At 70.4% G+C, this 17,388-nt stretch carries 19 protein-coding genes; 11 read left to right on the forward strand and 8 right to left on the reverse strand.

Annotation, left to right across the window (positions count from 1 at the left end; all coding sequences use genetic code 11):
- Positions 1 to 34 precede the first annotated feature (34 nt).
- Positions 35 to 3,322 carry a CHAT domain-containing protein gene (locus BC793_RS35565; protein ID WP_158319473.1) on the reverse strand — a complete coding sequence of 1,096 codons (3,288 nt, stop codon included), beginning with the start codon at positions 3,320 to 3,322 and terminating at the stop codon, positions 35 to 37.
- A 220-nt stretch (positions 3,323 to 3,542) separates the two neighbouring features.
- Between BC793_RS35565 and BC793_RS50770 the strand changes: the two genes are divergently transcribed.
- Both BC793_RS50770 and BC793_RS49140 read left to right on the forward strand, forming a co-directional pair.
- Positions 3,543 to 3,737, forward strand: coding sequence for a hypothetical protein (locus tag BC793_RS50770; RefSeq protein ID WP_211340656.1), 195 nt, complete (start codon positions 3,543 to 3,545; stop codon positions 3,735 to 3,737).
- 2 nt (positions 3,738 to 3,739) lie between these two features.
- Positions 3,740 to 3,931, forward strand: a complete 192-nt coding sequence (locus BC793_RS49140) for a hypothetical protein (RefSeq protein WP_146246596.1) — start codon at positions 3,740 to 3,742, stop codon at positions 3,929 to 3,931.
- Positions 3,932 to 4,006: 75 nt separating this feature from the next.
- On the opposite strand, the gene BC793_RS35570 is transcribed toward BC793_RS49140, so the two are convergent.
- The 3 genes from BC793_RS35570 to BC793_RS35580 form a co-directional block, all read right to left on the reverse strand.
- Entirely contained in the window at positions 4,007 to 5,140 is a 1,134-nt protein-coding gene (locus BC793_RS35570) for a chymotrypsin family serine protease (RefSeq protein ID WP_146246597.1), read from the reverse strand.
- A gap of 86 nt (positions 5,141 to 5,226) precedes the next feature.
- Entirely contained in the window at positions 5,227 to 5,583 is a 357-nt protein-coding gene (locus BC793_RS35575; RefSeq protein ID WP_109600630.1) for a DUF1330 domain-containing protein, read from the reverse strand.
- Positions 5,584 to 5,686: 103 nt separating this feature from the next.
- Entirely contained in the window at positions 5,687 to 6,235 is a 549-nt protein-coding gene (locus BC793_RS35580) for a M57 family metalloprotease (RefSeq protein WP_109600632.1), read from the reverse strand.
- 148 nt (positions 6,236 to 6,383) lie between these two features.
- On the opposite strand from BC793_RS35580, the gene BC793_RS35585 reads away from it, so the two are divergent.
- From BC793_RS35585 to BC793_RS35605, 5 genes are all read left to right on the forward strand, one after another.
- A complete protein-coding gene (locus tag BC793_RS35585) occupies positions 6,384 to 6,644 on the forward strand; it encodes a hypothetical protein (RefSeq protein ID WP_109600634.1) in 261 nt (86 codons plus the stop codon).
- Positions 6,645 to 6,779: 135 nt separating this feature from the next.
- Entirely contained in the window at positions 6,780 to 7,484 is a 705-nt protein-coding gene (locus tag BC793_RS35590) for a class I SAM-dependent methyltransferase (RefSeq protein ID WP_109600816.1), read from the forward strand.
- On the forward strand, positions 7,481 to 7,834 hold the full coding sequence (locus BC793_RS35595) for a hypothetical protein (RefSeq protein WP_109600636.1): 354 nt from the start codon (positions 7,481 to 7,483) through the stop codon (positions 7,832 to 7,834). Before BC793_RS35590 ends, BC793_RS35595 begins: the two co-directional genes overlap by 4 nt.
- Positions 7,834 to 8,652, forward strand: coding sequence for a nitroreductase family protein (locus BC793_RS35600; RefSeq protein ID WP_109600818.1), 819 nt, complete (start codon positions 7,834 to 7,836; stop codon positions 8,650 to 8,652). The genes BC793_RS35595 and BC793_RS35600 overlap by 1 nt, the downstream gene beginning before the upstream one ends.
- A 69-nt stretch (positions 8,653 to 8,721) precedes the next feature.
- Positions 8,722 to 9,075: a hypothetical protein gene (locus tag BC793_RS35605; RefSeq protein WP_146246598.1), complete on the forward strand. Its 354-nt coding sequence runs from the start codon at positions 8,722 to 8,724 to the stop codon at positions 9,073 to 9,075.
- 19 nt (positions 9,076 to 9,094) lie between these two features.
- Here the strand turns inward: BC793_RS35605 and BC793_RS35610 are convergent, their stop codons facing one another.
- Positions 9,095 to 9,337, reverse strand: a complete 243-nt coding sequence (locus BC793_RS35610) for a DUF5708 family protein (RefSeq protein ID WP_109600640.1) — start codon at positions 9,335 to 9,337, stop codon at positions 9,095 to 9,097.
- Positions 9,338 to 9,536: 199 nt separating this feature from the next.
- On the opposite strand from BC793_RS35610, the gene BC793_RS35615 reads away from it, so the two are divergent.
- Entirely contained in the window at positions 9,537 to 10,181 is a 645-nt protein-coding gene (locus BC793_RS35615) for an SDR family oxidoreductase (protein WP_109600642.1), read from the forward strand.
- Positions 10,182 to 10,203: 22 nt separating this feature from the next.
- On the opposite strand, the gene BC793_RS35620 is transcribed toward BC793_RS35615, so the two are convergent.
- Positions 10,204 to 12,048 (reverse strand): AfsR/SARP family transcriptional regulator, encoded by a 1,845-nt coding sequence (locus BC793_RS35620; RefSeq protein ID WP_158319475.1) that lies wholly within the window; start codon positions 12,046 to 12,048, stop codon positions 10,204 to 10,206.
- Between the two features lie 190 nt (positions 12,049 to 12,238).
- Here BC793_RS35620 and BC793_RS35625 point away from each other — a divergent pair, with 190 nt between their 5' ends.
- Positions 12,239 to 13,576 (forward strand): glycoside hydrolase family 16 protein, encoded by a 1,338-nt coding sequence (locus BC793_RS35625; RefSeq protein WP_146246599.1) that lies wholly within the window; start codon positions 12,239 to 12,241, stop codon positions 13,574 to 13,576.
- On the opposite strand, the gene BC793_RS35630 is transcribed toward BC793_RS35625, so the two are convergent.
- Positions 13,566 to 14,219 (reverse strand): helix-turn-helix transcriptional regulator, encoded by a 654-nt coding sequence (locus BC793_RS35630; RefSeq protein WP_109600648.1) that lies wholly within the window; start codon positions 14,217 to 14,219, stop codon positions 13,566 to 13,568. The genes BC793_RS35625 and BC793_RS35630 overlap by 11 nt on opposite strands.
- Before the next feature lie 79 nt (positions 14,220 to 14,298).
- On the opposite strand from BC793_RS35630, the gene BC793_RS35635 reads away from it, so the two are divergent.
- Complete coding sequence (locus BC793_RS35635) at positions 14,299 to 14,886, forward strand: helix-turn-helix transcriptional regulator (protein WP_203896472.1); 588 nt, start codon at positions 14,299 to 14,301, stop codon at positions 14,884 to 14,886.
- A gap of 185 nt (positions 14,887 to 15,071) precedes the next feature.
- On the opposite strand, the gene BC793_RS51840 is transcribed toward BC793_RS35635, so the two are convergent.
- The gene (locus BC793_RS51840) at positions 15,072 to 16,427 is read right to left on the reverse strand and encodes an RICIN domain-containing protein (RefSeq protein WP_109600652.1); all 1,356 of its coding nucleotides are present in this window, start codon (positions 16,425 to 16,427) and stop codon (positions 15,072 to 15,074) included.
- Positions 16,428 to 16,657: 230 nt separating this feature from the next.
- Here BC793_RS51840 and BC793_RS35645 point away from each other — a divergent pair, with 230 nt between their 5' ends.
- Positions 16,658 to 17,362: a GntR family transcriptional regulator gene (locus BC793_RS35645; protein WP_109600654.1), complete on the forward strand. Its 705-nt coding sequence runs from the start codon at positions 16,658 to 16,660 to the stop codon at positions 17,360 to 17,362.
- Positions 17,363 to 17,388: the final 26 nt, after the last annotated feature.

Raw genomic sequence — 17,388 nt, forward strand, 5'->3', positions numbered from 1 at the left:
GATGCGGCCGGACGCTCGAGGGTTTGCCGTACGGCTACTTTTTTCTCCAGCGCCGACCGGCCCGGGCGCCGTCGCGTCGGTGTGGGGGCCGCGCCGAGCGGGCGTCCAGGGGTAGCGGAGTCCCTCCGTGCACGTAGGGCGCCCAGTCGCAGGGACGTCCACCGGCGGCGATCGTCGCCAGGCAGGCCTGCTGATATGCCGTCAGGCTGTCTTGGCCGGCCCACCCGCCGTAGAAGAGGTGTGCGAACTGTTTCCCGCCGACGGCTGGCACCGGTGCCAGCGCCGAGATCTCCGAAACGACGCCCCGGGCGCGTAGCGCGAGCGGGAACCCGTTCAGGTCGCCCGCGTGCGGTGTGTGTCGCCCGACGCTACAGGCGTTCGTGAAGGCGAAGGTCGCCCGGCACCCGGACCGTAACCACTCGCCCGCGGTGACCGCCACGCTCGGGGACAGCCGTAGTCGCGACGCCATCGATGCCGGCCAGGATTGGAAGTCACCATGCGCCGCGATGTGAACGACATGCCACCGCTGGTCGGGCTCCAGGAGCTCTCGTCGTCCGCGGGCCGCCTTGTCCGGCTTGGCAACCTCGAAGCCCAGCGCCTTCAACTGCCGGGTGACGGCATACGCCTCCACGCCTGCGCTGATCTCGGGGTCCCAACCGGCCACGAGCGCTCGACGGAGCCCGGCGGGTGCGGCCGCCGGCTTCGCCAGGTTCGGCATGTACGAGACCCGATGCCGCTCGATGAGGTGGCCTTCCGGTCCCAGCGCCGCATGCACGGGGAGGCCGGCGAAGCCCTGGTGCGGGATGACGACGATGTCGTCGGTGTCTCCCAGGTGCGGCTGGAGCGGTTCGACGACGACTTCGTACAGCTTGCGGAGGGCGTTGACCGATCTGGCGTTGCGGCGCGTGGGCCGAAGCTCGAACCAGACCGCCCTCCTGAGTTGATCGAGATATTGGGAGGTCACCGCCAACGACACCGACCAGGAACGTATGCCCTCGGGGGTGACGGAGTGCCCCAGTGCCCAGTAGCCGCCCTGCGCGGTTCCGAGGAGTTGGACGAACGACGTCGAAGGCCCGAAGGCGGCCGCCATCTCGGCCGTCTCCGCCGGTTCCTGCGCGACTGGGGGTAGTGGCCGGGTCAGACGTTTACGCATCAGGAACAGCAACTGCTCGTCGGCGGTCGGCTGTCGTTGCGAGAACTGCTCGGCGAGTTCGAACTCCTCCGCCAGGCCGGGAGTGTCGAGGAAGATGCGGTTGAGGGCGCCCAGGCTGGAGATCGCCGTGTTGAACGCCAGATTCGGCTGCCCCCACTTGGCCAGGGAGCAGGCCATCGATGTCGAGGCCTTGGTCATGGCGCGAGCGATGTCGATGAGGTCGGCAGTACCACGAGCGGAGATGATCGCGGACTGGACCAGGTCCGACATCGCCCGAACCGCATCGGCCATGGCCACGCCGTCACCACGCTGCCGGGCGTCCGCCAACAAGAACTGCTGTGCCCGTACAGCCTCGTTCCATCGACCGGTCCGTATCGCGGAGACGAACGCCTCCTGTGCCGCCGGACGCGCTGTGCCGGCCTTGATCACCTCAGCGCTGCGGGCGAGATTGTTGAGCAGCTGCGGCCGAAGCCAACTGGCGTAGTTGACGGCGAACTCGTCAGCAAGCTCGAGAGCAGCCCGTTCCACCTCGTCCGGGGTGGAACATTCGGTGGGTTTGAGCCGGCCGGTTCGGGAGACCCGCTCCGGTGGATGCCAGTTCTCCACCGCAGTAAGCGTCTCGATGACCTCGGTCAGGGGTGACCCGCTCTTGGGCAGGTGCATGAGGTTGAGAACGATGGCCACGACGTGCTGCCGGCGCACCGCATCGGCGAGTCGTTCTCTCGGATCGACTGCGGAGTGAGCGACCGCCTGTTCGGACTTGGGCTCGTCCACGCCCGTGGTCAGGTCATCGATGACCGCGGTCTCGGAAAGATCGAGCTCGTCGTCATCCAGCTCGTCCTCGGCGGCGGGGGGATCCCACTGGGGCGCGCGCTGCGGCACCGGCGAAGCGGCAGTCACCGCTGAATCCGGCCGCAAAGCGTCGACCCGCCTCAACGCGTCGGCCTGCCGCTCCCAGAACCAGGCGGCGGTGGGCCGCTTGGTGCGATAGAGGACCTTGCTGAGGTCGAGACAGGCACTCGCCAGTCGCACCGACAGGCGGTCCCGTTGCCGGGAGTTCAATTCGTCGAAATGGCCGGCGTCGAGGTGGCGGAAGAGCAATTCGAAGCGGTGGATGCGCTGCTCGACATTGACATCTGCGCGGATGCCGTTGAGCAGGCTGTCCGCCAGCTGCGTGGGTGTTTCACACAGCTCGATCGCGAGTTTCACCGCCTCTTCACTACGTTGGGAGAGGCCGAGCTCGGCGGTGACCGTGGCGATCTTGTCCAGGACATGGGCGACCACGGCGCGCAACTGCTGCGGAATCGGGCGGCCCGACGGCAGCCGGCTGTTCGTCGGCGTGTCGGCTTCGGCTTCGTCCTCGGGAAGCCAGATGTCCAGGTCGGTCAGGGCTTGGTCCAGTGCGTCGAGGCGCCGCCGCTCAGCAAGATGAAAGGGGACGACGTGCTTGCGACGTAGGACATACCAGAGGTGTGCCTCGGAGATGCCGAGTTCGGCCAGCCCCCGTGCGACGCCGGCCGATGGACCGAACCGGGAGATCATCTCGCGGGCCACAGTGACGCGGTCCAGCGCGATGTTCATGGTGTCGACCCACTCCGGCCCTCGCGGCTCCGGCCAATGGCAGAGCGCGGAGACGTACAGGCGGACGATCTGGACGATCCCGCCTGCTGACCTGACGTCTTCGGGTAGCTCCTCGGCGTACCGCCAGGCTTCGTCGGAGTGCTGGACGGCGGCCACCGGGTCGCGCGCGATGAACGCGTTGGAGCCGGCAGTGCAGAGCAGGTAGGGCCACCCGCCCCGGCGGACATGTCGGTTCGCCTCGCCCCCGAACGAGGGCGCCAACTCATGTACCAGATCGGTGTACATCCGCGCGCGCCGACGATCGTCCCTGATCGACCCGAGCAGCCGGGTCACGCTCGTGGGGAAACCGAAGGTCATGGCTATCGGGTCGCCGGAGGTGGCTGCCATGACGATCAGACCGATGACGGTCTCGGACGGCTCACCGTGCCGCAGCAGTGCGTCCTCGGCCGCCAGCATCATGGCGTCGCGGGTAGGTTGGCGGCGCTGCATGGCTCGAAGTAATACCGGGTCATGGGCGGTCGCCCAGCGGTACACATCGACGATCGCCTGTGGCGGCTGTTCCGCCACCCAGAGCTTGTACGTCTCCATGCGTCCCACCGCCACCCGGCACTGAACCACCAACGGTGGTGGCAAGTCCGTCGGCTCGGGCATGCGCGTGCTGGACGTCATGGTGGAGAGCCGTCCTTCGTGTCAGCGAACCCTGGGCGTGCGGATCTCATCCTTCCTATCACCGAACAGTGATGGTGACGACGATGTCGTCCGGGTAGGAGGTTCGCCGATGAATGCGCCATTCACGACAGTTCCCACGATGAGTCTGAAGCGCGGCAAGATCCCCTTCGGCATGCCGTACCGGGTCAAGACACCGGCGAGCGGTCAGGCATGCGACGCCGACGAGCGCCACCCCGAAGCCAGGTGGCTGACGGTTGGAGCGGCACGCGACCTGGGCCCTACGCGCACCCACATCCTTGCGGCTGCGGCTGCTCTGTCCCGAAAGGAGCCGTGAGAATGGCTTCCCCGTCATCCGGCGCACCGCTGCCGACCCGCTGGGCGATGATCCTCATGATCGCCATGATGCTCGCCATGTTGGTCGGGATGCTGACCTTCATGGAAACCGGCAGCTGGCCCGCCACCCTCCTCGCGGCTCTGGCGACGGCCGGCGCGGCCATCCCGGTCCTGCACGGGGTGCTCGGCCCGTAACCGTCTCCGGTCACGGCGGCGACCCGTGTTCGCGCAAGGCGCGAACACGGGTCGCCGCTTTCCGTCTGTTCCGGCTCAGTCGGTGATCCAGATGCCGTAGTCGCGGGTCGCGGTGCCGAAGTCCTGGAAGCCCAGGATCGTGTTGTTGCCGACGTACGTGTAGTTGTTGATGCCCTTGGCGATGACGTTGCCGCTGGCCGACGGGCCGAAGACGGGGCCGCCGCTGTCACCGCCGCGTACCGCCGGACGGCCGTCGACCTGCCGGGCCTCGACGGCGTCTCCGGAGTCGGTGTTGAACTTCTCGACCCGCAGCCCGCAGACCGGGCCGCCGGTGTCGCGTGCCGAGGAACCACCGGACTGACACAGGTACTCACCCGGGAACACCCAGTCCCAGCCTTCGACGGTGGTGACCACGTTGCTGTCCAGGCCGCCCACGTACATCAGGTTGTCGGCACCGCTCGGGGTGTGGACCAGCGCGATGTCGTGGCCGTCGTTGTCGGCGGTGAACGTACCCATGAACTCGCCGACGCCGTCCCGGATCTGATCGCCGTTGCTGCCGCAGTGCCCGGCGGTCAGGATGAACTCCGCGGAGGAGTTACGCACCGGGAAGCCGGTGGTGCAGCGGGAGTTGCCGTTGATCTGGTCGGCGCCGCCCTTCCACTGCGGCCAGTCGTCGCGGCGGCTGGTCAGCACCTTGGCTCCCTGGTCGACGACCTCGACCGGCACCCCCACCTCGGGGACCCGCGCCGTGGTGAAGCCGGTGCCCTCGATGTCGACGACCACCCGGCTGCCGTCCACCGCGTACTTGACGCGCGGCTTCTGGGCGGCCAGGGAGGTGCGCAGCCTGGCACCCGCGGCGCGCAGCTCACGCAGCGAATGGGTGGCGGTCGAGATCTGGACCGGTGCGGTGCGGCGGGCCGTTTCGACCGCCCGCCGGACCGGGGCGGGCACCGCGCCCTTCCACCAGAGGACGACCCGGTCGTCCTGCAGCTCGATCCCGGCATAACCGGGGTTCGCGCCCTGGTCGAGGGCTCGGCGGATCGTTCCGGCCGCCTGTACCAGGGGGATCTGCCGGCGGGCCTCGGCGGGGAACTCGAACCTCTGCGGCGCCGCCGGTGGGGCGGCCGGCTCGGCGGCGGCGGGGGTGCCGGTGATGATCACCGCGACGGCCATGCCGAGAGCAGCGGCCAGACGCCTGTTGTGGTTCATGCGGTTACCTCTCCACGGTGGGACGGGTGATCCGCAGACGCCGCGCTGACGAATCGACAACAGTCTATAAGGAAACCTTCCTGAAGTCAGCTGATCGCCGGGCGTCCGTGCCCCGTACGCATCGCGGCGGCGGTCCTCCGCGCGTCGTAGCCCGGTCCCACGCCTTCGACGAGGACCACGTCGCCGGTGATGTGGCCGGTCCGCAGCGGCAGGATCTCCCGGTACGCCGGGGACGCGTACCAGTCATGGGCCGCCTCCGTGTCCGGAAAGGACAGCATCACCAGGGCTCCCGGCCACTCCCCCTCCACGACCTCGACGGGCGAGCCGTGGACGAGGAAACGGCCGCCGTACGGCTCCATGGTGTCCTGGATCAGCTCGATATAACGCAGCACGTCCTCGTGGTCCGACGGGGTGTGCAGGTGGGCGACGGCGTAGGCGGGCATCTCGATCCTTCCGGTTCGGTGGTGCGCCCCATCGTGCCGCCCCCGCACGGCGGAGACGATTACCTGCCGGGTAAAGCCCATCGACCGGCGGCGGGGCCGCACCTCACCACGTGGCGAGGACCGCCCGTTCGGCCCTGGTGAACGTACGAGCCGGGAGGCGCCCGTTCCGGCACCGGTAATCGGGCCACATCCGCGAGGTGCACTTCGGGTTGTGCCGTGCACCGTTGGCATGACCGAGCTCGTGATCGATGATGGACCGCCGCGTGTTCCAGTTCTTCCGGGCCAGGGTCGCGGACAGGCGGATCTCCGACGTCGCGCGCCCCGCCGTCGAGGTGGTCCACCCTCCGTGCCCGCGGGTGGCGTTGCTCTCGACGACCCGGATGCACCGGTATCCGGTGCGGCATCTACCGAGCCGCATGTCCGAACCGGTGTAGCGGTCGACGAACGTGATCGACGAGCGCAGCGCCGAGTCGAAGCGCGCACCGACGTGCTCCTCGACGTAGACGACACTGGAACGGGGCTGGCGAGGTGGGCTGGTCCAGTCGAAACCCGCTGCCGCGGCGGGGGTGGAGGGAGCGGTCAGCGTCACCGCAGCGACGGACAGGACCTGCGTGATCGCCAGACTGGCGTACCGAATCGAGCGCGTTTTCACGTGAGGGGACGGCCTTCCGGGTCGGGGTAGGCCCGGTCGATACCCCGCCGGTGATCAACGCAACCGCATGCCATCCACATCGGAGTCGGTCGGAACCTCCACCGCGGCGAAGCCTGCGAACACCGGGCCGAGATGTCAACATCTATCGATGACACCTGATGAGCATGCGGCCCGCGCTGAAACTCTCCTCGACCAGGCCACCAGCGACGACCATCACGCCGACCGGCTGATCGCCCGCGCTCACGTCCATGCGCTGCTCGCCTTACGGTCTCACCCGACGTCCGGCGGCAGCGGGCCGGCGTTCACGCCCGCGTTCGAGACCCGCGGCGGCGGCACCCGGCTGGGCGGCTACGAGCACTCGGGGATCATCGACTACGGCGACGGCGACCCGACCCACGACCGCATGTGAACCGCGCGCTCCTTCGTCTCGGCGCTGCCGTCCGCGCCGTGGCCCACATCGGGATCATCGAACAGCGGAGAGCCGGTTAGCGCATTGATCATTGCGGGTATGCCGTCATCTCGTGAAGGTACGACGGTGGTGGTGATGCTGAGCCGCACGGGGTTCGCCCGGCGAGACACCGACGCGCAGGAGTTCATGGACGCCGCCGACTGCGACCCCGACCGGCTGGAACGCACCTACCGGCAGTTCCGGACCGTCAACGGGCTCGTCTCGGGCTGGCGGCGCATCTACCGGCAGTGGATCCGGCCGTGCCTGGACACCCACCGGCCCACCACGCTGCTCGACATCGGCTTCGGTGGCGGCGACATCTCCCGCGCCCTGGCGAGGTGGGCCACCCGAGACGGGCTGATGCTGCAGGTCACGGCCATCGACCCGGACGAGCGGGCGCTCCGCCATGTGCGCGGGCTCCCGACGGCCGGCGTCCGCTTCGAGCAGGCGTCGAGCGCGGATCTGGTCGCCCGCGGCGAACACTACGACGTGGTGGTCTCCAACCATCTTCTGCACCACCTGGACGCGGGGGCTCTTGCCGCCCTGCTGTCGGACAGTGAGGCGCTGTCGCGCCGGCTGGTCGTCCACAATGACCTGTCGCGGGGCCGTGCGGGCTACGGCCTCTATGCCGTCGCCACCCTGCCGTTCGCCCGCCGGTCCTTCATCCACCAGGACGGGCTGCTCTCCATCCGGCGCAGCTACCGGCGTCCGGAGCTGGAGGCGGTCGTACCGCCGGGGTGGCGGGTCAAATCGATGTTTCCTCAACGCCTGCTGCTCGTCCACGAAGGCACACACCGATGAGCGACCGCCGCACGGGCGCGCGATGGGCCGTCCCCCTGGTCACCGCCGCTGCGGTGAGCTATGCGGGCAACGCCGCCTTCGGAGCGGCAGTCGCCACGGGCGCCATCGACAACGGCCGCATCCGCTGGGTACACCATGCCCTGTACGTGATGACCGCATCGCTGACCACGGCCGGGATCGCGGCCTGCGCGGTCGAACGTCGCACGGCGGGCTTCGCGCTGCTGTCGGCTCTGGTCCCCCTCGCCGCACTGCCCTACGCCGGCGGGCAGCTGCGCCGGCATGCCACCGTCGCCGGTTCAGCCGCGCCGTCGTACGTCACCGCCCTGGTTCTGGCTTGGAGGAGTCGCTGATGGAATTTCTCGACGTGGTACGCCGTCGCCGGACCACCAACGGTGCGTTCCTGCCCGATCCGGTCTCCGAGGAACATCAGCGCCTCCTGATGGAGGTCGCGGGACGCGCCCCGTCGCAGCTGAACAGCCAGCCGTGGCGATTCGTCATCGTGGAGGAACGCCCGACGATCGAGGCCATCGCGCAGATCAGCGGCGAGAGCATGACCGAGGCGATGTCCAACGGCACCTTCTTCGAGCGTTACAAACCGTACTTCCGGTTCAGTAAGGAGGAGATGGAACGCCGTCGCGACGGCATGCTGTTCGACCGCCTGCCCGCACCGCTGCGCCCGTTCACCAGCCAGGTGTTCACCGCACGCGGGCAGAAGCTGATGAACGCCATGCGCGTGCCGCAGACCCTCGGCCAGGAGAACCGCAGACTCGTCGCCGGTTCCCCGCTCCTGCTCGGCGTGATGCTCGACCGCTCCGAGTACCGGCCGGGCGAACTGTCGTCCTTCTACTCGGTGTTCAGCATGGGCGCGGCGATGGAGAACGTCTGGCTCACCACGGTCGAGCTCGGCATGGGCATCCAGTTCATCTCCTTCCCGATGGAGGTCCCGGGACGCTGGGAGGAGATCGCCCGCCTGCTGCGGGTGCCGGACGAACTCGAGCTGATGGCCGTCTACCGCCTCGGCTACCTGCCGGCGGAGCAGCGGCGGCCACCCATCGACTGGACCAGCGAGCAGCGCCGGCTGCCCTCGCAGTACGTCTTCCGCGGCACCTGCGACACCCCGCAGGAGGGCTGGGACCAGTCCGGCGGCGCTGCCCGCGGAGCCGGGTGATGTCCCGTCGAGGCGGTTCGGGCGGCCGGGCCCGGGTATCCGACGGCGGGATGAGAGGTTCGGTGAACGATGCGTATCTCGACGACAGCACGGGTGGTGTGGGGCGGCGCGCTGCTGATCGCCCCACAGGCCCTTCTCCGTGCCGGTGCCGGACGTGACGCTTCGCGAGCGGCGATCACCGTCGCCCGCGTTCTGGGTGCGCGCCACCTGTTGCAGGCCGCGGTGACCATGGCGGCCCCGACGCCTCGGGTGGTGGCCTTCGGCGCGGTCGTGGACGCGCTGCACGCGGTTCAGCAGTTGACTCTCGCTGTCGTCTCCCCACGCTGGCGAGCCGCCGCCCTGGTCGACACGGCCATCGCGGTCGCCCTGGCGGCTGCCCCGGCCTCCGGCCGCCGGGGGAAGCCGGCCCGCCGACCTGTCTGACTGCTGTTCCCCGTGCGGGTCAATCGGTCGGCGGCGGTCCGGAGGGGTCCGTTGTGGCCTCCGGACCGGCATGGGCTTTCTCGCCCCGCATGCCCAGGTAGATCGCGTGCACCAGCTCGATGGCGCCGACCACCACCAGAATCCGGCCGACCTTCTGGAGGGTGATGACCGGCGTCTCGATGTCGCCGGCGAACTGCCAGAGCAGCGCGCCGACGATGATCATGCCGATCCCGGAGATGCCGTACTTCCTCGCGGAACTCATCGATGCCCTCCTGGCGGACTCCCGGTGACAAGGCCGTACAGAGCGTAAGGAAAGTGAAGGGCGGGACGAGTCCATCGAAGGATGTACGGCGGGCTCCCCATCAGGACGTAGCAGGCGCCGAGCCGGTCCGAACGGTTCGGCACCGGGTGTGCTTCGGCCGGGACGGGGTATGCGGCCGCCGGACGAGAGGAGAACGAGGATGACCCAGCCCTACACCGGCTACGACCGGGTCGCCGTGGTCACCGGCTCGGACTCGGGGATCGGCGAGGCGATCGCGATCACGCTGGCCGAGGCCGGATTCGACGTCGGCGTGACCTACCGGTCGGACAGGGCCGGTGCGGAGAGCACGGCCGAGAAGGTACGCGCGGCGGGGCGGCGATGCGACGTACGCGCGCTGGACCTGACCGACCTGCCGCGGGCCGCCCGCCGGATGCTGGCCGCCGGCCGCGGTGGCCGCATCATCAACATCACCAGCGTGCACGAGCACGCCCCGCGCGTCGGATCCGGGGCGTACTGCGCGGCCAAGGGCGGACTGGGGCTGCTCACCAAGGTGATGGCCCAGGAACTGGCCGCGGCCGGGATCACGGTGAACGCGGTCGCACCGGGCGAGATCGCCACCGCGATGACCGGCAACGAGGACGTCGACCCGCACACCGTGGCCCGGCCCGGGATCCCGGTGGGCCGGCCGGGCCACGCCGACGAGGTGGCCGCGGTGGTCGCGATGCTCGCCGGCCCGGCCGCGGCCTACGTCACCGGCGCGTCGTACGTGGTGGACGGCGGGATGCTGCTGATGGGCCCGCAGGCCGGTTCACACCTGCCGTCCGGCGAGTGGCGGGACGGATGAGGCAGGCCGGGCACGGGCGGCGTCAACTGCGGGGCGGCTGGTGGCCGTAGTCGCGGATCACCTGGGCGGCCATCGTCATCGTGGGTGGTGAGGCGCGCAGCAGGTCGTCGTCACGGAAGCTGAACGCGAACAGCCCGTCGGCGACCAGCTCGGACAGCACCTCCGGGGTGAAGGTGGTCTCCAGGTCGGTCTCGTACACCTCGACCCGGTCCTCGTGCGGTCCGAAGTAGGCGCACATCACCGGGCCGTACGCGCCGAGCACCTCGACCATCTGCCGGATGTCCTCGGCGTTGCCCTTCTTCTCGAAGGCGTTGAAGCTCTGGAAGTCCGAGGCGCTCATGGCCTCCACGAAGTACTGGAACATCGACAGGCCGGCGCCGATGTCCGGCTCGTCGTACGACGCGGTCCAGCCGTCCCAGTTCAGCGCCACCTTGGCGTTCGGGGCCTCGTCGTGGAACAGCTCCAGAACCTCGAAGTACCGGTCCTTCAGCGCCTGGTAGTAGAGGGTGGTGGCCGGGTCCGCCAGGTAGCCGGTGTTCGCGCACGCCAGCTTCTGGAGCCCGTGGAACATCGAGATGTAGAGCGGCGGCCCGTCCGCCCGCCCGGCGAAGGCCCGCGCCAGACGGCGCATGTCGGTGAGGAACTCCGGCGACAACGGGTACGGCTGCCCGCAGGCGCGGCCGCGCGGGGTCTCGATCGAGGTGCCGTCCTCCCAGGTGGCGACCACGACGTGCATCGCACGCCCGGAACGGTAGATCCGGGGGATGACGTCCTGGCGCCAGCCTTCGTACTGGTTCAGCTGATTCGGGCCGTGATACCAGGTGGTCATCATGCCGATGCCGGAGGACACCAGCGGTGAGCGCTCCGCCGCGATCACGTTCGGGCCCAGCCCGAACAGCACGCGCGGCCGGCTCGTCGTGGTCGCCGTGGGCACGCCCGGACCGGGTCTCGGCACCGTCGATCCGCTCAGCGAAGTCAGCAGCACCACCAGCAGGCCGGCGAACACGGCATGAGACCACGTACGCCGTGGTCGCGCGGGGATGGCCGGCGCCGGGCGTACGACATCGGGTTCGCCGGTGGGCACCGCCGGAGCGGTCCTCGGCGCGCGCGGCGCCGCGGCGGTGTCGGAGAGCAGCATCCGGTAGATCTCCTGGAGCCGGCGGCCGGGTTCGGCGCCGAACTTCTCCAGCAGGGTGGTGCGGGCCTGCTCATAGCTGGCGAGCGCGTCGACCTGCCAGCCGGCCGCGCGCTGGGCCAGCATCAGCCGCTCCCAGACCGGTTCGCGCAGCGGGTCGTCGCCGAGGGCCGCGCGCAGCACGACGATCGCCTCGCCCGGGTCGCCCTGCTCGATGAGGGCGTCGGCCAGGCAGTACCGGGCGGTCCACCGCGTCTCCTCGAGGTGCCGGGCGGCGACGACGTCGACGATGTCGTCGTCGGGCAGGCCACGCCACAGCGCGAGGGCCCGCCGCTGCCGGGCGACGGCGTCGCCGGGACGGCCGTCGGCGAGGGCCTCGGCACCCTCGGTCACCAGGCACTCGAACAGGTCGATGTCGAGTTCGCCGGGACGGACGGTGAGCCGGTAGGCACCCCGGCCGCCGGCCAGCCGCTCACCGCCGGAGTCGTCCGGGAGCAGTTTGCGCAGTTGATGCACATAGGTCTTGAGGCTGCCACTGATCGAGCTGGGATAGGCGGTCCGGTCCCAGAGCGCGGCGGCCAGTTCGTCGCTCGACACCCAGGTGTTGCGGTGGCGGAGCAGCGCGGCCAGCAGGCTCCGGCGTTTACCGGGCGGCACCAGGTCCGACGTCCCCTCGGGACCGAGCACGGTCAGCGGCCCCAGAGCCGCGAAGACCGGTTCATCCTGTGCCACATCTCCCCCTAGCATCGGCGTCCGTCGATAATCCTAGAGCGCCGGAACCGCGGCCCTACCTGCCACTTCACCGGGCGTTGACCGGCCGGTGACCCGAATCCGACGGGGGCGTCCCTGATCAGGGGTCGTGCGCCGGGTCGGGTGCCGCCCCTACAACCGAGAAGGAGCCGGACGAACGACAGGAGCAGCGATGAGATCTTGGAATCGGCGGGCGACCGCCACCTGCGCGGCAGCCGCCGCGTTCGCCGTGGGCGCCGCGACCGCGGCGGTGGCGGCCGGCACCATGGCGGCCCGCACCGGCACGGTGATCGGAACGTGCGCCAACCCCGTGCTGGAACGGGACGTCACCGGGTGGGGCCGGCACAACACCGGCGCCGCCGGTTCCCGCGTCGCGGTGGGAGCGCACGTGGTGGCCGACCACGCGTACGTGCAGCCGGCGGCGAACGGCGCCAACCCGGAGATGTACCTGCCGCAGAAGGACGTGGCGGCCGGTGAGCAGTGGCGCTTCGCGATGGACACCTGGGTGTCCGGCAGCACCGCCACGGTGCAGGCCCGCATGCAGGTCGACTGGTACAACGCCGCGGGCGGCTATCTCGGGCATGTCAACGGGGCGGAGTCGCCGGTGCCGGTCACCGCGGCCGAGCAGTGGACCAGGGTCGCCGGCGACTTCACCGCACCGACCGGTGCGACGCGTGCGAACGTGACGGCCCGGCTCGCCGGTCCGGCCGGTCTGACGTGGGCCGCGACCGCCTGTGACTACCGGCCGGCCGGCGAGGGCGGGCAGAATCCGCCCACCACGCCACCGCCGACCACGCCGGTCGGCGACACCGCGGCGGCCCGGTTCAACTGGGGTACGCCGTTGCCGGCCTCGGACGACTTCGACTACGGCAGCGTGGCCTCCCCGGCCGTCCCGGACCGGACCAAGTGGGAGCTGGCCGGCGACGGAGTGGGGCAGTGCATGAGCGGGCACAACGGCAACGGCCGCCGCTGCGACGCGAACAGCCGGGTCCTCGGCGGGTTCCTGCGGATGACCGGCGGAGCCGACGGTGACACCGGCTGGCTGGGCAGCACGCTGTCACAGAAGTACGGCCGGTGGGAGGTGCGCGCCCGGTCCCAGGCGACCGGCGCGAACAACGGCCGACAGTACCACCCGGTGCTGATCACCTGGCCGGAGTCGAACGAGTGGCCGGAGGGGGCGGAGTACGACTACCTGGAGAACAGCGCGCCCGGCGAGCAGTGCGCGGGGGCGTTCCTGCACTACCCCAACCATCAGCCGCGCACCCAGGAGCATGCGGAGAAGTGCGGGGTCGACCTGACCCAGTGGCACAACTTCGGCTTCGAATGGACCCGGCAGCACCTGAAGGGCTACATCGACGGGGTCGAGTGGTTCTCGTTCAGCCGGGACTGTGTGCAGTGCGCGCCGGGGCCGATGTTCCAGACCATCCAGCTCGACAACTTCTTCGGCGGTTCCATGCAGCCGGCCGTCTTCGAGGTGGACTTCGCCCGCGTCTACGCCGTCACGGGCTGACCGGGCCGGGCCGGCGGATCTCGAGGAGGTCCTCCGGCCCGACCAGGCCGTCCTCGACGGCGCGGGCCAGCAGGTCGGCCTTGGTCGGCAACAGCCAGCCGGCCGCGGCGTACTTGGCCCGGACCCGCTTGATGTACATGTCGACGGTGTGCGGTGAGATGCCCATCCGGCGGGCGACCGCGGCCTTGGTCATCGATCGCAGCCACCAGACCAGGGCGGTGCGTTCCCGCTCGGAGAGCTGCGGCGCGGCGTGGGCGGTCGCCGTGCCGCCGCCGGCCACCGCCAGGATCGCCGCGATCAGGGCCAGCCGCCCCTCGTCCTGACCGACACAGGCGTGGGCACCGGTGTCACAGGGGATGCCCGCGCCGGCACCGGCCCGGCACGGGAGCCCGGCCGGACCGAACGCGACCACCCGGCTGCCGCGGCGGTGCGCCTCGGCCACCACGCCGGGCGGCCCGCCGTGCGGGTCCAGCACCACCACGTCGGCCCGGTCCTCCGGCCCGACCGGCAGCAGGCGGGGGTCGCAGCGCAGCCAGCCGCGTACACCGTCGGTCACCACCGGGGTCAGCTGCCACACCACGACCCGGATCGCAAGCGCGCCACCGGCCGGTTCCGGCGCGGCGTAACGAAGGAGGAAAGCCATGACACCCATGCTGGTGACGCCGGTGACGAACCGGTCAGCGCCGGGTCAAAGCGCAGCCCGGAGCGATGCCGCAACCCTGTTGACCACTCCCGCGTCCGTCGACGCCGCGCTGGCGACGGCCACCCGTGAGGTGCTGATCGCCGGTGCGCGCGGCGTGGACGGCACGCTGGGCCGCGCCGACCGGGACAACCTGCGCCGGGGTGTGCGCTACCGGGTGCTGCTGCCGGACAGCGCCCGCGACGATCCGGGCGTACGCCGCCTCGGCTCGCTGGTCGGTGACGTGCGGGTCCGGACCGTGCCGGTGGTGCCGGCCGGATCGGCGGTGATCGACGCGGCGGTGGCGCTGTTCCCGCTGGCCCGGCCCGCCGGCGGGGTCGCGCTGGTTCCCCTCACCAGTGTGGTCGCCGCCGCGGTGGCCCTCTTCGAACGGCTCTGGGACGGTGCCGCCCCGCTGTCCGGCGACGACGTCGCCGACCGCCGGGAGCGGGAGTTGCTCGCGCTGATGTCGGACGGCCACACCGACGAGTCGGCGGCGGCCCGGCTCGGCGTCTCGGTACGCACGGTCCGCCGGATGATGTCGGCGCTGATGGCACGGCTGGGCGCGCGCAGCCGGTTCCAGGCCGGTCTGCGGGCGGCCGGCAACGGGCCGCCGGCACCGCCGGGATGAGCCGTGGCAGCTTCCGGCCAGAGCACCGCGACCGGCGTGGCCGCCTTCCTAGGGTCGAGGCATACCGATGAACTTCGCGGGGGGTGCACGTCTACTGATCGGGGGCCGGGTGTGCGGCGGTGCGACCGTCGCACACCCGGGGTGGCCGGAAGCGGTCCGCGGACCCCGCCGGGCCGGTCAGGCGGTCAGAGCCTGCCCCAGATCTGATTGGTGGTGCCGGCGCAGTCCCAGAGTTGCAGCTTGGCCCCGTTGGCGCCGTTCCAGTCCTTGATGTCGACGCAGCGGCCCGAGGAGACGTTCTGCAGGGTGCGTGCGCCGGTCAGGGTGAATCGCTGCACGGGGTTGGCGTTGCAGTCGGCCAGCTGGATCGGGGTGGCGTTGGTGAGGGCTCCCCCGGCCGGGTCCATGCATCTGCCCATCGCCCGTACCGTGCCGTCGGCTTCGAAGGTCCATTTCTGGGCGGCGCTGCCGTTGCAGTCCCAGGTCTGCAGGGCGGTGCCCGCGGTGGGCACGCCGCCGGGGATGTCGATGCAGCGGCCGCTGAAGTTGGACTGGAGCATGGTCGCGCCGGTGGCCGGTGGTGTGGTGGGACCGGTGGGCGGGACGCCGGGGTCGCAGTCGTTGGCGGTGACGACGTTGTCGGTGTGGGTGGTTCCGCCGGCGCGGTAGCCGTTGACCGCGGCCGCCGCCTGTGCCGGGCTGAGCACCTGCTTCTTGGCGTGGTAGAGGTAGTCGACCGATTGCAGGTAGGTGCTGGTGCCGCCGCTGTGCCCGGCCAGGTCGATGAACCACTGGTTGAAGTCGATCGACATGTTCTGGCGGGGGTAGACCTTGCCGGAGTGGTCGCCGACGAGCGCGCCGTCGATGTAGTACTTAACGTGGCCGCCGGAGACCGTCGCCATCACGTCGTGCCAGCCGTTGATGCTGCGGGCCTGCTGGCTGTGCTGGTTGTCGGCGTACCAGGGATCGGCGACGTAGGTGTACCAGGTGGTCTGGTAGTTGATCGGGCCCGGTTCGCCCCAGCCGCCGTTGGGCAGGTATTCGGAGAAGTCCATCTCGGAGTAGAGCGGGTCGCGCGGCGCCGCGAGCGGGGAGATGGTGTAGAAGGTCTGGTTCACGTGGTCGCCGTCGGGGCCGCTGACCGGGGCGTCGGAGAACTTGATCCGGGCCAGGTAGGTGCCTTCGAAGAAGCGGCGGGCGGACTGCGAGAACTCGGCGTGCGACGTGCCGGCCGCGGTGCCGTCGGTGACCGCCTTGAGCTGGGCGACCTTCTGCCCGTCGACGGTCGGGAAGGACACGTTGTCGGGCAGCCAGCGGGCGCCGCTGACGCCGGGACCGCCGGCGGTGGCGCGTACGCTCCAGCCCCGCTGGCCGAGCGCCGCGTCGGTACGTGAGGAGTAGTCGAAGTCGTCGAAGAGCACGCCACAGCCGACGGCGGCGCTGCCGCTGGGGGCTGCGGCGATCCCGGCGGCGGTGAGAGCCGCGAGGGTGGCGGCCATGGTCGTACCCATGGCGATCTTGCGGATGGGGATTGGTCCCATGGGGGTGGGCTCCTTTGGAGGGCCGGGCCTGACTGACCACTGGTATGGAATTCAGCCGCACGGACACTGTGCTCCGGACCAGTGGTATGCGTCAATAGAATCCGGGAAGGTTTCTTTACAGTGGCGTTTCGCCGGGCCGGCGCCCACCGTCCGACGTCGACAGCGACCCCTCCCGACCGGAAGACTGGACCACCGGCACCTTCGGTGGACGTGAGGCGATGGGGGATGCGATGCGGCGCGCTGAGGTCCGCGAGCGGTTGCGCGAGCTGATCGACGCACGGGCGCCCGGCGATCCCATGCCGTCGGAGCGCTCGCTGTCCGAGTTGCTCAGTGCCTCCCGCCCGACGGTGCGGGCGGCCATCGACGACCTGGCCCGCACCGGTCTGCTCGTCCGCCAGCACGGCCGGGGCACCTTCACCAGCCCGCACAAGATCTCCCAGGAGGTACCCGCCGCCTTCGGTCAGGCCGTCCCGCCCGCCGACGGCGACTGGACCAGCGAGGTGCTGCGGTTCCGGACCGGACCGGCCGGGGCCCGGCTCGGCCGGCGGTTGCAGATCTCCCCGGGCACCGAGGTGCTGCACGTCGAACGCCGGCGGATCGTCGACGGCGAGCCGATGGCCGTCGAGGAGATCCGGCTGCCGGCCGAGCTGGTCCCCGGCATCACCGCCGGGGACTTCGTCTCCGGATCGCTGTACCACCTGCTGCGGGAGCGCTACCGGGTGAACCCGGCCGAGGCGGTGCAGACCGTCGAACCGACCGTCACCGACGCCGACGAGTCGCTGTTGCTGGCGGTGCCACTCCATTCACCGGCCCTGCTCTTCGAGCGCACCACCCGGGACGACGGCGGACGGATCATCGAGTTCACGCGGTCGATCTACCGCGGCGACCGCTACCGGATCACCAGTCACCTCAAGCTGGGCCCGCATTCCGGCTGAACGTCCGCACGAGGGCACATCAGGGC

Source organism: Actinoplanes xinjiangensis (assembly GCF_003148685.1).
Taxonomy (GTDB): domain Bacteria; phylum Actinomycetota; class Actinomycetes; order Mycobacteriales; family Micromonosporaceae; genus Actinoplanes; species Actinoplanes xinjiangensis.

Coding starts and splice junctions, on each gene's coding strand:
- BC793_RS35600 (WP_109600818.1), top strand. CDS start 7,834: ATGGAATTTCTCGACGTGGTACGCCGTCGCCGGACCACCAACGGTGCG.
- BC793_RS35630 (WP_109600648.1), bottom strand. CDS start 14,219: ATGGCTTTCCTCCTTCGTTACGCCGCGCCGGAACCGGCCGGTGGCGCG.
- BC793_RS51840 (WP_109600652.1), bottom strand. CDS start 16,427: ATGGGACCAATCCCCATCCGCAAGATCGCCATGGGTACGACCATGGCC.
- BC793_RS35565 (WP_158319473.1), bottom strand. CDS start 3,322: ATGGAGACGTACAAGCTCTGGGTGGCGGAACAGCCGCCACAGGCGATC.
- BC793_RS35590 (WP_109600816.1), top strand. CDS start 6,780: ATGCTGAGCCGCACGGGGTTCGCCCGGCGAGACACCGACGCGCAGGAG.
- BC793_RS35585 (WP_109600634.1), top strand. CDS start 6,384: ATGACACCTGATGAGCATGCGGCCCGCGCTGAAACTCTCCTCGACCAG.
- BC793_RS35605 (WP_146246598.1), top strand. CDS start 8,722: ATGCGTATCTCGACGACAGCACGGGTGGTGTGGGGCGGCGCGCTGCTG.
- BC793_RS35575 (WP_109600630.1), bottom strand. CDS start 5,583: ATGCCCGCCTACGCCGTCGCCCACCTGCACACCCCGTCGGACCACGAG.
- BC793_RS35595 (WP_109600636.1), top strand. CDS start 7,481: ATGAGCGACCGCCGCACGGGCGCGCGATGGGCCGTCCCCCTGGTCACC.
- BC793_RS35570 (WP_146246597.1), bottom strand. CDS start 5,140: ATGAACCACAACAGGCGTCTGGCCGCTGCTCTCGGCATGGCCGTCGCG.
- BC793_RS49140 (WP_146246596.1), top strand. CDS start 3,740: ATGGCTTCCCCGTCATCCGGCGCACCGCTGCCGACCCGCTGGGCGATG.
- BC793_RS35610 (WP_109600640.1), bottom strand. CDS start 9,337: ATGAGTTCCGCGAGGAAGTACGGCATCTCCGGGATCGGCATGATCATC.
- BC793_RS35615 (WP_109600642.1), top strand. CDS start 9,537: ATGACCCAGCCCTACACCGGCTACGACCGGGTCGCCGTGGTCACCGGC.
- BC793_RS35625 (WP_146246599.1), top strand. CDS start 12,239: ATGAGATCTTGGAATCGGCGGGCGACCGCCACCTGCGCGGCAGCCGCC.
- BC793_RS35645 (WP_109600654.1), top strand. CDS start 16,658: ATGCGGCGCGCTGAGGTCCGCGAGCGGTTGCGCGAGCTGATCGACGCA.
- BC793_RS50770 (WP_211340656.1), top strand. CDS start 3,543: ATGAGTCTGAAGCGCGGCAAGATCCCCTTCGGCATGCCGTACCGGGTC.